The organism is Deltaproteobacteria bacterium, assembly GCA_016875395.1.
Taxonomy (GTDB): domain Bacteria; phylum Myxococcota_A; class UBA9160; order UBA9160; family UBA6930; genus VGRF01.
Map to the genome: position 1 here is coordinate 23,354 of VGRF01000013.1, position 12,550 is coordinate 35,903.

Annotated in this window: 11 protein-coding genes; all 11 read right to left on the reverse strand. The window is 71.5% G+C overall.

The features are described from left to right. Nucleotides 1–34: 34 nt before the first annotated feature. Nucleotides 35–3,691: a methionine synthase gene (gene metH, locus FJ091_11660; protein MBM4384014.1), complete on the reverse strand. Its 3,657-nt coding sequence runs from the start codon at nucleotides 3,689–3,691 to the stop codon at nucleotides 35–37. A gap of 29 nt (nucleotides 3,692–3,720) precedes the next feature. Continuing rightward, nucleotides 3,721–4,668, reverse strand: a complete 948-nt coding sequence (locus FJ091_11665; protein ID MBM4384015.1) for a metalloregulator ArsR/SmtB family transcription factor — start codon at nucleotides 4,666–4,668, stop codon at nucleotides 3,721–3,723. Between the two features lie 153 nt (nucleotides 4,669–4,821). Further along, complete coding sequence (locus FJ091_11670; protein MBM4384016.1) at nucleotides 4,822–5,685, reverse strand: hypothetical protein; 864 nt, start codon at nucleotides 5,683–5,685, stop codon at nucleotides 4,822–4,824. Then, the gene (locus FJ091_11675; GenBank protein MBM4384017.1) at nucleotides 5,685–6,233 is read right to left on the reverse strand and encodes a type II secretion system protein M; all 549 of its coding nucleotides are present in this window, start codon (nucleotides 6,231–6,233) and stop codon (nucleotides 5,685–5,687) included. Before FJ091_11675 ends, FJ091_11670 begins: the two co-directional genes overlap by 1 nt. Further along, entirely contained in the window at nucleotides 6,230–7,777 is a 1,548-nt protein-coding gene (gene pilM, locus FJ091_11680) for a pilus assembly protein PilM (GenBank protein ID MBM4384018.1), read from the reverse strand. The genes FJ091_11675 and pilM overlap by 4 nt, the downstream gene beginning before the upstream one ends. Before the next feature lie 15 nt (nucleotides 7,778–7,792). After that, nucleotides 7,793–8,815 (reverse strand): type II secretion system minor pseudopilin GspK, encoded by a 1,023-nt coding sequence (gspK, locus tag FJ091_11685; protein MBM4384019.1) that lies wholly within the window; start codon nucleotides 8,813–8,815, stop codon nucleotides 7,793–7,795. Next, nucleotides 8,812–9,708, reverse strand: coding sequence for a prepilin-type N-terminal cleavage/methylation domain-containing protein (locus FJ091_11690; protein MBM4384020.1), 897 nt, complete (start codon nucleotides 9,706–9,708; stop codon nucleotides 8,812–8,814). Before FJ091_11690 ends, gspK begins: the two co-directional genes overlap by 4 nt. Next, nucleotides 9,705–10,265, reverse strand: a complete 561-nt coding sequence (locus FJ091_11695; protein MBM4384021.1) for a prepilin-type N-terminal cleavage/methylation domain-containing protein — start codon at nucleotides 10,263–10,265, stop codon at nucleotides 9,705–9,707. Before FJ091_11695 ends, FJ091_11690 begins: the two co-directional genes overlap by 4 nt. Further along, a complete protein-coding gene (locus FJ091_11700; GenBank protein MBM4384022.1) occupies nucleotides 10,255–10,821 on the reverse strand; it encodes a type II secretion system protein in 567 nt (188 codons plus the stop codon). Before FJ091_11700 ends, FJ091_11695 begins: the two co-directional genes overlap by 11 nt. A 15-nt stretch (nucleotides 10,822–10,836) precedes the next feature. Beyond that, entirely contained in the window at nucleotides 10,837–11,301 is a 465-nt protein-coding gene (gene gspG, locus FJ091_11705) for a type II secretion system major pseudopilin GspG (protein MBM4384023.1), read from the reverse strand. Between the two features lie 19 nt (nucleotides 11,302–11,320). Further along, nucleotides 11,321–12,547 carry a type II secretion system inner membrane protein GspF gene (gene gspF / locus FJ091_11710; GenBank protein ID MBM4384024.1) on the reverse strand — a complete coding sequence of 409 codons (1,227 nt, stop codon included), beginning with the start codon at nucleotides 12,545–12,547 and terminating at the stop codon, nucleotides 11,321–11,323. Nucleotides 12,548–12,550: the final 3 nt, after the last annotated feature.

Here is a 12,550-nt window from a genome sequence, read left to right on the forward strand (position 1 = left end):
TCTCGCCACCTCGAACATGAAGCTGCGATGAAGCTCAGCGCTCGTCGGGGTCGTATCCCAAGTTCGGCGCCAGCCAGCGCTCCACTTCCGCGAGCGGCACGCCTTTGCGCGCGGCGTAGTCGCTCGCCTGGTCGCGCCCGATCGCGCCCACGTTGAAGTAGCGCGCCTGCGGGTGCGCGAAGTAGAGGCCCGAGACGCTCGCGGCGGGCCACATCGCGCAGCTCTCGGTGAGCGTGATGCCCACCTGCTCGGCGCCTAACAAGCGGAACAGCGTGCGCTTCTCGCTGTGGTCGGGGCAGGCCGGGTAGCCGAACGCGGGGCGGATGCCGCGGTACTTCTCGTCGATCAGCTCCTCGTTCGAGAGGCGCTCACCCGCGCCGTAGCCCCACTCGCGGCGCACGCGCGCGTGCAGCATCTCGGCGAAGGCCTCCGCGAGGCGATCGGCGACGGCCTTCACCAGGATCGCGCGGTAGTCGTCATTCGCGGCCTCGGCTTTCTTCGCGAGCTCGTCGGCGCCGAGCCCCGCCGTGACGGCGAAGGCGGCGACCGAGTCCGCGAGGCCGCTCTCGCGCGGCGCCACGAAGTCTGCGAGCGAGCGCTGCGGCGCAGCGTCGTCGTGCGGGCGCTGCTGGCGCAGCATCGGGAAGCGCGCGACCTCGCGCGTGAGAGCCTCGTCGTCGTACAGCACGACGTCGTCGCCGTCGGCGCGCGCGCGCCAGAAGCCGTAGACGGCGTTCGCGTGGATCGCGCGGCTCTTCTCCAGCTCGTCGAGCAGCGCGTTGGCGTCGTCGTAGAGGCGCTTCGCTTCGGCGCCGTACTGCACGTGCTCGAAGATCCTCGGGAACTTCCCTGACAACTCCCACGCCGAGAAGAAGAAAGTCCAGTCGATGTACGGGCGAATCTCGGCGAGCGGCACGTTCTTCAGCTCGCGGCGACCGAAGAACGCCGGCTGCGCGAGATCGTCTTTGCGCCACGCGACCTGCGTCCGCTTCGCGCGCGCGTCGGCGAGCGCGAGCAGCGGCTTCTCCTGCTTGCTCGCGTAGACGAGGCGCAGCCGCTCCTGCGCGGCGCGGTTCTTCGCGTCGAGCTCGGCGCGCTGCGCGGCGTCGAGCAGCGCGGCCGCGACGCCCACCGCGCGCGATGCGTCGTTCACGTGCACGACGGTCTGCGCGTAGGTGGGCGCGATCTTGACCGCGGTGTGCTGCCGGCTCGTCGTCGCGCCGCCGATGAGCAGCGGCTGCTGCATGCCGCGCCGCTCCATCTCCTTCGCGACGTGCACCATCTCGTCGAGCGAGGGCGTGATCAGCCCCGACAACCCGACCAGGTCGCACTTCTCGGCGATCGCGGTGTCGAGGATCTTGTCCGCGGGCACCATCACGCCGAGGTCGAGCACCTCGTAGCTGTTACAGCGCAGCACCACGCCGACGATGTTCTTCCCGATGTCGTGAACGTCGCCCTTCACGGTCGCCATCACGACTTTGCCCTTGGCCGCGGCAGCGCCCGTCGTCGCGCGCTCCCGCTCCATGAAGGGTTCGAGGTAGGCGACCGCCTTCTTCATCGCGCGCGCGCTCTTCACGACCTGCGGCAGGAACATCTTGCCCGCGCCGAACAGGTCGCCGACGTGGTTCATCCCGCTCATCAGCGGGCCCTCGATCACGGCGAGGGGACGCCCGAGCTTCACGCGCGCCTCTTCCGCGTCGGCTTCGATGAAGTCGGTGATGCCGTGCACGAGCGCGTGCGAGAGGCGCTGCTCGACGCTCGCCTCGCGCCAGGCGAGGTCGACCTCGCGCTTCTTGCCGCCGCTCGCGAGCGTGGCCGCAGTCTCGAGCATGCGCTCGGTCGCGTCCGCGCGGCGGTTGAAGAGCAGATCCTCGACGCGCTCGAGCAAGTCGGGCGCGATGTCTTCGTACACCTGCAGCTGGCCCGCGTTCACGATGCCGAAGTCCATGCCCGCGCGGATCGCGTGGTAGAGGAACGCGGAGTGGATCGCCTCGCGCACGGCGTCGTTGCCGCGGAACGAGAACGAGAGATTCGAGACGCCGCCCGAGATGTGCGCGCCGGGGCAGCGCCGCTTGATCTCACGCGCGGCCTCGATGAACGCCTTCGCGTACTCCGCGTGCTCCTCGATGCCGGTGCCGATCGCCAAGATGTTGGGGTCGAAGAGGATGTCCTCGGGCGGGAAGCCGGCTTGCTCCGTGAGCAGGCGATACGCGCGCTCGCAGATCTCCACCTTGCGCGCGGTGGTGTCGGCTTGCCCAGTTTCGTCGAACGCCATCACCACGACCGCCGCGCCGTACTGCCGGATGCGCCGCGCCTTCGCGAGGAAGTCGGCCTCGCCTTCCTTCAGCGAGATGGAGTTCACGACGCTCTTGCCCTGGCAGCTCTGCAGCCCGGCTTCGAGCACCTCCCACTTCGAGGAGTCGATCACGATCGGGACGCGTGCGATCTCGGGCTCCGAGCCGATCCACGCGAGGAACGTGCGCATGCACGCGGCGGAATCGAGCAGGCCCTCGTCCATGTTCACGTCGAGCAGGTTCGCGCCGCTGCGCACCTGCTCGAGCGCGACGTGCGTCGCGGCTTCCCAGTCGCCCGCCTTCACGAGCTTCCGGAACTTCGCGGAGCCGGTGACGTTCGTGCGCTCGCCGATCATCTGGAAGTTCGAGTCGGAGCGAACCGTGATCGCGTCCATGCCCGAGAAGTGCGTGAGCCTCTCGCGCGGCTGCGCGAGCGCGCGCGGCGCGACGTCGCGCACCACACGCGCGATCGCGGCGATGTGCTCGGGCTTCGTGCCGCAGCAGCCGCCGACGACGTTGAGGAAGCCGCTCTGCGCCCAATCCGAGATGAGCCCCGACATCTCCGCGGGCGTCTCGTCGTACGCGCCCATCGCGTTGGGCAGCCCGGCGTTGGGGTACGCGCTGATCGCGACGTCGGCGAGCTGCGCGATCTCGGCGATGTGCGGGCGCATCTGGCGCGCGCCGAGCGAGCAGTTGAGGCCGACCAGGATCGGGCTCGCGTGGCGGATCGAGCGATAGAACGCCTCGAGCGTCTGACCCGACAGCGTGCGCCCGCTCGCGTCGGTCATCGTGCCACTGATCATGATCGGCACGCGCTCGCCGCGCTCCGCGAACACGCGCTCGGCGGCGATCAGCGCGGCCTTCGCGTTCAGCGTGTCGAAGATCGTCTCGATCACGAGGAGATGGACGCCGCCTTCGAGCAGGCCGTGGATTTGATCGGCGTAGGCATCTTCCAGCTCGGCCCACGTCACGGCGCGGAAGCCGGGGTTGTTCACGTCCGGCGAGAGCGAGAGCGTGCGATTGGTCGGCCCGATCGAGCCCGCCACGAAGCGCGGGCGGTCCGGCGTCCTGTCGCTCCACTTGTCCGCGGCGATGCGCGCGAGCCGTGCCGATTCGCGGCTGATCTCGCGCGCCAGGTGCGCGAGGCCGTAGTCGGCTTGCGAGATCGCGTTGCCGTTGAAGCTCGTCGTCCCGAGCAAGTCGGCGCCGGCGGAGAGGAAGCGCTCGTGTACGTCGACCACGAGCTGCGGGCGCGTCAGCACGAGCAGGTCGTTGTCGCCCTTCAGCGGGTGGGCGTGGTCGCGGAAGCGCTCGCCGCGGAAGTCGGCCTCCGTGAGGCCCTCCGCCTGGAACATCGTGCCCATCGCGCCGTCCTTGATCAGGATGCGCTGGCTCATCAGGGCGCGAAGCTGCGACTCGACCGCGCTCACGACTTCTCCTTGCGTCCGCTGGCAATGAAGGTCGCCGGCAAATCGGCGCCGCGCGCCGCGGGGGGCTGCGCAGCGACGCGAACGTCGCGCAGGCCGGCGCTCGCGAACACGCGCGCGATCTCGTCCGGCGCAAAGCCCATCCACACCACGCCGAGCTCTTCGCGCATCCACTCGCGCTCGTGCGCGACGAAGTCGATCGCGACGACCGCGCCGCCGGGCTTCGTCGCGCGCGCCATCTCCGCGATCGCCTCCGAAGGCGAGGGCAGGTACTGAAGCACCATGTGCGCGAACGCGGCGTCGACCTCGGCGTCGGCGAGCGGGAGCGCCGCGGCGTCGCCCGCGCGCAGCTCGACGTTCGCGATGCCAGCGGCGGCGAGCTTCTCGCGCGCGGCGTCGAGCATGCGCTGCGAGTGGTCCACGGCGATCACGCTGCAGCCCGCGCTCGCGAGCTCGGCGGCGAGCGCGCCGGTGCCCGTGCCGAGGTCGAGCACGCGCAGCCCGCGCGGAATCAGCGCGTGGAGCGCGCGCGCCCGTAACAACTCGTCGCCCCACACCTTGCGGATCGCGTCCCACTCGGGGCCGACCTCGTCGAAGAAGCTGCGGCTCTTCGCGCTGCGCGCCTCGAGCACGCGCGCGAGCGCAGCTTGATCGCGCCTCGCGGCGGGGTCGCTCGCGAAGCTGCGGCGCGTGAGCGCGAGGGCGTCGCGCCACGCGGCGTCGTCGGGCGGCGCGAAGCGGTAGAGCACGAAGGTGCCCTCGCGGCGATCGCGGAGCAGGCGCGCCTCCCGCAGCACGCCGAGGTGCCGCGACACGCGCGATTGCGCCATGCCGAGCACCTCCATCAGCTCCTGCACCGCCAGCTCCTCGCGTTCGAGCAGCGCGAGGATGCGCAGGCGCGTCGGGTCGCCGAGCGTGCGGAAGATCTTCTGAAGCGAGCTGGCCATGCCGTCCCCGAACGTGCCAAGTGATCGGCCGGGCAGGCTGGATCACTGAATGCGGATGAAGGAATGTGGCCAGCCTAACGGTTCAGGTCACGCCGGGGCAACGCGCTCGAACGCGACTTCTGAACTTTCCGGGGCCCGCGCCGGCTGCCCCGATCAACGGGGCCGCGCCAGGATCGCGTCCGGCGTGCCGGTCACCTGCACACGGCCCGCACCGCTCGCGTCGAGGGCGATGCCGTACGCCGCCAGGGCTGGCTGCAGCGCGGGGTCGAAGTGCGCGATCTCGGCGTCGATCGAGATCGCCCCGGTGGCCGGGCCTGCAAAGCCCGCCGCGACCTCGCCCTGCGCCGTCGCCGAGACCATCGGGCCCTGGAGCGAAAACGAGTCGACGTGCAGCGTGCCGAGCTCGTCGAGGCGCAGCGCGCTGGCGAGCGACTCGTACGGAATCGCGAGCGGCGAGCCGGGCGGCTGCAGCGATCCGTCGCGGCCCGTGATCTGCACCTCGCCGGTCCTCGGGTCCGCGAGGCGCGCGACCACGAGCTTCGCGTCGACCGGCCCCGCGAGCGGCGAGCCCTGCTCCCCGAACCACGATGCGGGGAGTGCGGCGAGGTCGAAGCCCAAGAGCGTCGCCGCCATCGACTCGCGGGAGACGGTGGCTTCGCAGGCCCCGAACGCGGCGCGCGCGGCGACGTGGGCGGCCGGGATGCCGCGCAGCCAGCTGAGCGGGCGCGCCGCGCGCAGCCGCACCGAGTCGAGCGCGAGCGTCTCGCCTGCGGGCCAGCGCAGCGACACGCCGCGCGCCTCGAGCTCGGGGCCGCGCCAGCCGAGCCCCACCTCGAGCGCGTCGATCGTCGTGGCGATGCGCGTCTCGGCTTCGATGCGCGCAGCCAGCGCGGGGGCGAGGCGCTCGAAGGGAAAGAAGGCGATTGCGACGAGCGCGATCGCGAGCAGCGTGAGCAGCGCGAAGCCGAGCCCGCGCGCGAGGCGCGCTGCGATGCCGCGCTCGCCGCGCCGAGGCATCAGGCGCGCTCGAAGGACGAGACGGTGAAGCTCACCTCGAGCATGCCGGGCTGGTCGGCGCGCGTGCGGATCTTGAGGCTCTTCACCGACAGCACCTGCGGCGCGGACTCGATCTTGTGCAGGAAGCTGATCACCTGCGGCAGCGACGCGTTCGCGAGGGTCACCTGCAGCTTCGTCTCGCGATAGGGCGGCGTTGCCGGCGACGTGCGCGGCTCGATCGAGTCCACCTTCACCGCGCTCTGCTGAGCGAGGTCCTGCAGCGTGGCGAGCAGGTTGCCCTGCGGCCCGCCCGCGATGCGCTGCTCGACCCCCGCGAGCCGGCCGTTCACCTCGTCGAAGCGCAGCTTCAGCTCACGCACCGCCGCGAGCTGCTGCTCCGCGTTCGACGCGCGCAGCCGAGAGCTCGCGCGTGCATCGATCAGCGTCTGAACGCCGAACACCCACACGAGCGAGAGCAGCGTGAGCCCGCCGGCCGCCGAGACGAGCAGCTTCTCGCGGCGCCCGAGCCCCTCGAACCAGGCGCGAAAGCGGTTCAGCCACTCGCTCACGACGCCTCTCCTCCCGCGGCCACGCGGATGCGCAGGTCGAAGTTCACGCCGCCGCGCCGCGCGTCGGAGCCGCTCTCTCCGATCGTCACGTCGGAGAACGCGGGGAATTTCTTCACTTCGGCGACGAGGCGGTCCACGGCTTTGTAGTCCGGCGTGTGGCCGCGAATCTGCACGGTGTCGCGCTCGATCGAGAACTCCTCGAACACGACTTGGAGATCCTTCGGCACGTTCTTCGAAATCTCGGTGAGGATGTCGAGGGCCGACAAGTTGCCTCGGTAGACGCCGAGCATCTCGGCGCGGCGCTGTGCGTCGCGCACGGCGCTCTCCATCGCGGCGAGCGGGTCGTCGCCCGGAGCGGCGCCCGTCTCGGCCACGATCTCGCGCGCGGCGTCCTCGTACGCGCCCGCGCTGCTCGAGCTCTTCCAGATGTCGGCGGCGCCGGCGATCAGGGCCGCCCCGAGGAAGCCCGCCCCCAACAATGCAGTGGGGCGCAGGTCGCGCGCGATGCCGCGCAGATCGATGCGCTCGGCGAACTCGCCCTGGCGCAGGTTCACGCGCGTGGCGCTGCGCGTCGTGCCGCGCAGCGCGAGCGCCATCGCGGGCGCGAACGTGAGCGTGTCGCCCTTCGCGACGAAGGCGGTGCCGAGCGGCCCGCGCGGCAGCGGCAGGCGCTCGAAGGTCGTGCCCGAGCGCTCCGTCAGCAGCTGGTCGAAGCCCGCGAGCTTGGCCGATCCGCCGAGCAAGTGCGCGCGCTCGATGGCGGGCGCGCCGGCGAGAAGCGGCTCGAAGCTCGCGATCGTGCGCGCGAGCTCACGCGCGAGGCGGTCGAGCACCGCTGCGGCGGCGAGCGCGCGGCGGTTGCCGATCACGCCTTCTTCCCGCTTCGCGCGCTCCGCCTCGACCTCGCCGATACCGCGCTCCTGCGCGATCGCGAGCGTGATCGCCTTGCCCGCGATCGGGATCGTGCGCGTCGCGAGCACGCGGCCGTCGCGGCACAGCGCGAGAGTCGTCTTGCGGTGCCCGACGTCGGCGAGCAGGCGCAGGCCCGGCAGCTCCACCAGCGTCCCGAGGTTCGAGAGCACCAGCCCCTCGGCCTCGATCACGCGCGGCGTCACCTCCGCTTCGCGCAGCGTCTCGAGCAGCAGCGACACCTCGGCGCGCGGCACCACGCACGCCGCGACGTCAACGCCCGCAGCGCTCTCGCCCGCGAATTCCCAGTCGACCACGTAGTCCTTGAGGTCGAAGGGCACTTGCTCCTCGACCTCGAACGGCACCGCGGCGGCGACCTTGCGGCGATCCTGGAACGGGAAGCTGAGTCGCCGCGTCGAGAGCCGGTCACCGGCGACGCTCACCACCACGTGCTGCAGCGGCAGGTCGTGGGCCGTGATCAGCTGGCGCAGCTCGGTCGCGAGCGCGGGCGCCGGATCGTCGAGCTCGAAGGTGCGCAGCTGCACCACCTCGATGTCGCGTCCGAGCGGCTGGCGCAGCTCGACCGCCTTCACGGAGTGGCTGCCGATGTCGAGCCCGAGCACGCGTCTGGCCATGGCGGGTCCTTAGCCTCAATAGGTTTGGATCGCGAGCAGCTTCGGGTCGCCGAGCTCGCTGCGATCGACCACCGCGGTCACCGTGCGCACCGTCGCCCCCGACTGCGCCTCTGCGGTCACCATGAACACGTCCGACTCGAAGCTGGGCGCGGGAAACACGCCGTCGGGGAGCACGCTGCGCAGCGGCGTGCAGCCCGGCGCGTTCGCTTCGTCCGCGCACAGCAGGGCGCCGCCCTCGCGCACTTCGAGGATGCGCCGCACTTCGCTCTCGTCCACGAGTCGGAAGTGCCCGCTCGTGCCGGTGTAGAGCAGGGCGAGCACCCACGGCGGCGCCGTGTTCGGGTTGATTCCGGCGTTCTCGCCCTGATACGGGAACACCGTGATGTACGGGCGCAGCACCTCGACCAGCGCCGCGTCGAAGCCCTCCACGGCGCCGAGCTCGTCGACCGAGAGCAGTGCGCGGTTCGCGGCGCGCGACGGCGGACGCCGCGCGAGGTAGGTGTCGTCCTCGGTGCCGCCCTTCGTGCGCTCCTCGTCCTGATCGATGTAGTCCATCAAGGCGTGCGCGAGCTCCTCGGGGTCGTAGGCGTGCTTTTCGGCCGCCTCGGGCAGCTCGTCGATCGCCTTTTCCATGAGCGCGAGCAGATAGGTCTCGGTCGCGGCGTCCTTGGCGGCGCCGTCCGCGAAAAGCGCGTTCAGGTTGAGCCGCGAGCCGCTGTCCTCGATCGCGAGCACGAGCGCGTCGCCGTTCGGCAGCGTGATCGGTGCCGCGCGCGCGCGCGCCCAGTCGTCCGCGAGCGAGTCGGCGCGGAAGTCGGCCTCGTCTTCGCGCACGCGATCGTCGATCAGGAGCGCCTGCGCGAGCCGCACCCCGCCGCGCGCGAGAGCCTCGGCGCGGGCGCTCGCATCGTGATTGTTGATCGCGAGCACGTTGTACGTACTGCGCTGCACGAACAGCACCACGGCGCTGATCGCGACCGCGACGAACACCAGCACGGCGATCAGCGCAACGCCTCGCTCGCCTCGCCGCGGCGTCATTCGCAGAACTCCAGGCCGTCGATGTCTTCGGCGCACGCGTTCGCGTTCGCGTCGAGCATCGCCTGCGCCGCCGCCGGGTCGGGCTGCTGCGCGATCCACGCCGCGAAGGCCGGCGCGTTGTCCGCGCGGCACTGTGCGATCGTCACGCATTCTTCGTCCCCCTCGTCGTCTTCGTCGTCCTCGTCCTCGTCGCCGCTCTCGCCGCTGAGGGCCTTCGCGAGGTCGATCGGCCGGATCGGCAGCACGACCCGCCGCGAGAACTCGCGCTCGCCGTCGGGTGCGCTGGCATCGGCGAGCGCGAGCGTGATCTCGGCCGCGATCGGGAGCTGCCCCGAGCGTTCGAGCGTGGACGAGTCCCAGCTCTGCGCGACCTGGCCCTCGTCGTCGACGAAGCTCACCGCGAAGCGCGTCACGCCGCGCGCGAGCACCTGCGCAGCGCCATCGCTGCTGCGCGGGAAGTCGCGATCGAGGCCCTCGGGCAGGGCCGGCGAGGTCCAGCGCAAGAGCTGCAAGTCGTCCGCGTCGCCGGGTTCGGTCCAGTACGCGACGACGCCGAGATCACTCGCGTGCTCGCCCGCGGGCCGCGCGCTGCGCGAGTCGAACTTGAGGCGGTTCGAGCCGCCGCGACCGCCGCGCGATTCGGCGAGGAAGAGCCACGGATGCTCGAGCGGGTCGACCTCCTCGGGCTTCTCGACGAGGGTGGCGCCCGCGAGGTCGTCGGCGACGCGGTCGAGCAACAACAACCCGCGCCGCGTCACGACCGAGTGGTCCGCGGTCGTCGTCACGTCGGCGATCCCGCTGAACACGCTCGCCATCACGACGAACAACCCGCCGAGGATCAGCACGACGGCCATCACCTCGAGCAGCGTGAATGCGCGCGTGCGGCGGGTCATCCGTCGCCCTCGCCGTCGTCCTCGTTCTCGTCGCCTTTCCCCTCGAGCGTCGCGAGCGCGGCGGGGTTGAGCGCGAAGGTGGTGCGCTCGGCGAGCGGCGGCGCCTCGGCATCCGGCGCCGCGTCGCTGCGGCTCACGCGCACCGAGATCTCTAGCACGGGCGGCGTGTTCTGCGCGGCGGGCGATGCGAGCCAGCCGCCGCTCGGCTGCGCGCCGGCCGCAGCGGCGGCCTCGGGGCCCGCGTCCCGCGCGGCGCCGAGCAGCGCGCTCGCGGCGGCGGCGGAGTCGAACGCGCGCACCTCGATCGTGGCGCGCAGGTCGTCCTCGCTGCGCTCCGTGCGCCCGAGCTGCGGCGCCGCGCCGCGCGCGATGCTCTCCTCGATCTCGGCGATCGCGCGGTCCGCGAACAGCGCCGCCAATGCTTCGCCGCGCGCGTCGCCTTCGCGGCGCGCCTGCGAGGCGAGCATCTCCGAGAGCGCCGCGACCACGAGCAGCAGGATGATCGCGGCGGCCATCACCTCGATCAGCGTGAAGCCGCGCGCGTGACTAGGGCGCATCGAAGCTCACCAGCGTCGGGTCGGCGAACGGCGCCACCTCGACCGTGACGCTCGCTTCTTCGCCGCGCGCGAGGCGGATCGTGGCGGCGGCGGCCGAGCCGTCGGGCTCGAACGCGATCGCGCCGAGGCCGTCCGTGAGCGACTCGCGCTCGCTCTCGATCGAGACGAAGGAGCAGCCGCTGTCCAGGCGCTGCCCGGGGCCTGCCTCGCCCGGCAGGCGCACGAACTCCGGACCCTCGCTGCGCGGCGCGACGAGGGGCAGCTCGTCGAGCTCCGCCCAGGCGAGCGTGGGATCGAGCGGCGGCCTGGGGGGACGCTCCTCGATCCAGAAGCTCGCGCCCGCGAAGTCGATCACCACGCGGTGCGCGCGGCCGGTCGCCTGCCCGCGCTCGCGCGCGAAGTCGAGGGTCGCCGCGAGCGCCGCGCCGCTGTCGCGCAGCGCCTGCGTCCCGACCAGGCCGAGGCGCGGCAGCATCACGCCCGCGATCAGCGCGAAGATCAGGATCACCGCGAGGATCTCGATCAACGTGAAGGCGCGGGAGCGGCGGGCGCGCACTGCGCGGGCTCCGAGCTACTCGGCCGTGTCTTCGGCCGCCCAGTTCCCGATGTCCGCGGCCGTGCCGCTGCCGCCCGCCTGGCCGTCGGCGCCGACCGACCACAGGTCGTAGGAGTCCGGGTTGCGCTCGCCGGGGTAGGCGTACTGGAAGTCCTGCTTCCATGCGTCCTGGGGAATCGTCTTGCCGTCGAGGTAGCCGCCGGGCCGCCAGCCGCGCGCTTCGGGCGGCGTGGTCGGCTTCTCGATCAGCGCGCGCAGACCCTGCTCGGTGGACGGGAAGCGCCCGTTGTCCATGTAGTACGTGGAGAGCGCGGTCTTGATCGAGTTCAGCTGGAGGCCCGTCGTCGTCACGTTGCCCTGGTCGAACACCGCGAGCACGCGCGGCCCGACGATCGCCATCAGCAGGCCGATGATCACCACCACGGCCATGATCTCGATCAGCGTGAACGCGCTTCGTCGCTTGTTGGGGATCGCGTGCATGTCGTTCTCCCGAGCTCGCTCAGCGTTGCATCTGCTGAGTGATGTTCATGAGCGGTAGGAGCACCGCGAGGATGATCACGGCCACGATGCCGACCATGAAGAGAATCAGAACGGGCTGGAGCACGGCGGTGAAACGAGTCACCGCGGTCTCCACCTGCTCGTCGTAGGTGTCGGCGACCTTCGCGAGCATCGCCTCCAGCTGCCCGGAGCGCTCGCCGACGGCGACCATGTGCGTGACCAGCGGCGGGAACTGCCCGCTCGTGCGCAGCGGCGTCGCGATGCTGGCGCCGCCCGTGATCGACTCGCGCGCGCGGTCTACCGCGTCTGCGATCACCACGTTGCCCGCGACGCGTCCCGCGGTCTCCAGTGCGCGCACGATCGGGATGCCGCCCGCGAGCAGCGTCGCCAGCGTGCGCGCCCAGCGTGCGATCGCGACGGTGCGCACGAGCTTCCCGAAGTAGGGCGCGCGCAGCTTCGCGCCGTCGATCGCCCAGCGTCCGCGCTCGGTGCGGCCGAGCGAGCTCACGAACACGACCGCGCCGATCACGAGTGCGAGCAGCGCCCACCAGTACGAGGTCAGGAAGTCCGACGCGCCCATGATCACGCGCGTGATCAGCGGAAGCTCGCTGCCGAAGCCTTCGAGCAAGGAGCGAATCTTCGGCAGCACCACGGTCACCAGCGCGATCGCGACGATCACCGCGACGGTCAGCACGATGATCGGGTAGAGCACAATGCCGAGCACGCGGTTTCGCGTGCGCACCTGGTTCTCGAGGTAGTCGGCGAGCCGTAACAACACCACGTCGAGCGCGCCGCTGGCTTCGCCGGCGCGCACGAGGTTCACGTAGAGATCCGAGAACGGCCCCGCCGCGGCGAGCGCGTCGGCGAGGCTCGAGCCTTCGTTCACGCGATCGCGCACGCCGCCGATCGCGGCCTTGAGGCGCGCGCTCTCGACCTGCTCGGTGAGCGCGCCGAGCGCCTCCACGAGCGGCACGGCGGCGCCGACCAGCGTTGCGAGCTGTCGCGTCGCGATCGCGAGATCGGTGTCGGACACGCTGCGCCCGAAGCGCGGCGCGTCGCGCCGTCCCGCTGCGCCCTCGGGCGCCGCGCCATCGCTCGCGGAGATCTCGGTGGGGAACACGCCGTCGCGGCGCAGCTTGGAGCGCGCCGTGGCCGCGCTCTCGGCGTCGACGAAGCCGCGCAGGTTCTTGCCCGCCGCGTTGACGCCTTTGTAAGTGAAGACGGGCATCGG

Coding starts and splice junctions, on each gene's coding strand:
- metH (MBM4384014.1), bottom strand. CDS start 3,691: ATGAGCCAGCGCATCCTGATCAAGGACGGCGCGATGGGCACGATGTTC.
- FJ091_11665 (MBM4384015.1), bottom strand. CDS start 4,668: ATGGCCAGCTCGCTTCAGAAGATCTTCCGCACGCTCGGCGACCCGACG.
- FJ091_11670 (MBM4384016.1), bottom strand. CDS start 5,685: ATGCCTCGGCGCGGCGAGCGCGGCATCGCAGCGCGCCTCGCGCGCGGG.
- pilM (MBM4384018.1), bottom strand. CDS start 7,777: ATGGCCAGACGCGTGCTCGGGCTCGACATCGGCAGCCACTCCGTGAAG.
- gspK (MBM4384019.1), bottom strand. CDS start 8,815: ATGACGCCGCGGCGAGGCGAGCGAGGCGTTGCGCTGATCGCCGTGCTG.
- FJ091_11690 (MBM4384020.1), bottom strand. CDS start 9,708: ATGACCCGCCGCACGCGCGCATTCACGCTGCTCGAGGTGATGGCCGTC.
- FJ091_11695 (MBM4384021.1), bottom strand. CDS start 10,265: ATGCGCCCTAGTCACGCGCGCGGCTTCACGCTGATCGAGGTGATGGCC.
- gspG (MBM4384023.1), bottom strand. CDS start 11,301: ATGCACGCGATCCCCAACAAGCGACGAAGCGCGTTCACGCTGATCGAG.
- gspF (MBM4384024.1), bottom strand. CDS start 12,547: ATGCCCGTCTTCACTTACAAAGGCGTCAACGCGGCGGGCAAGAACCTG.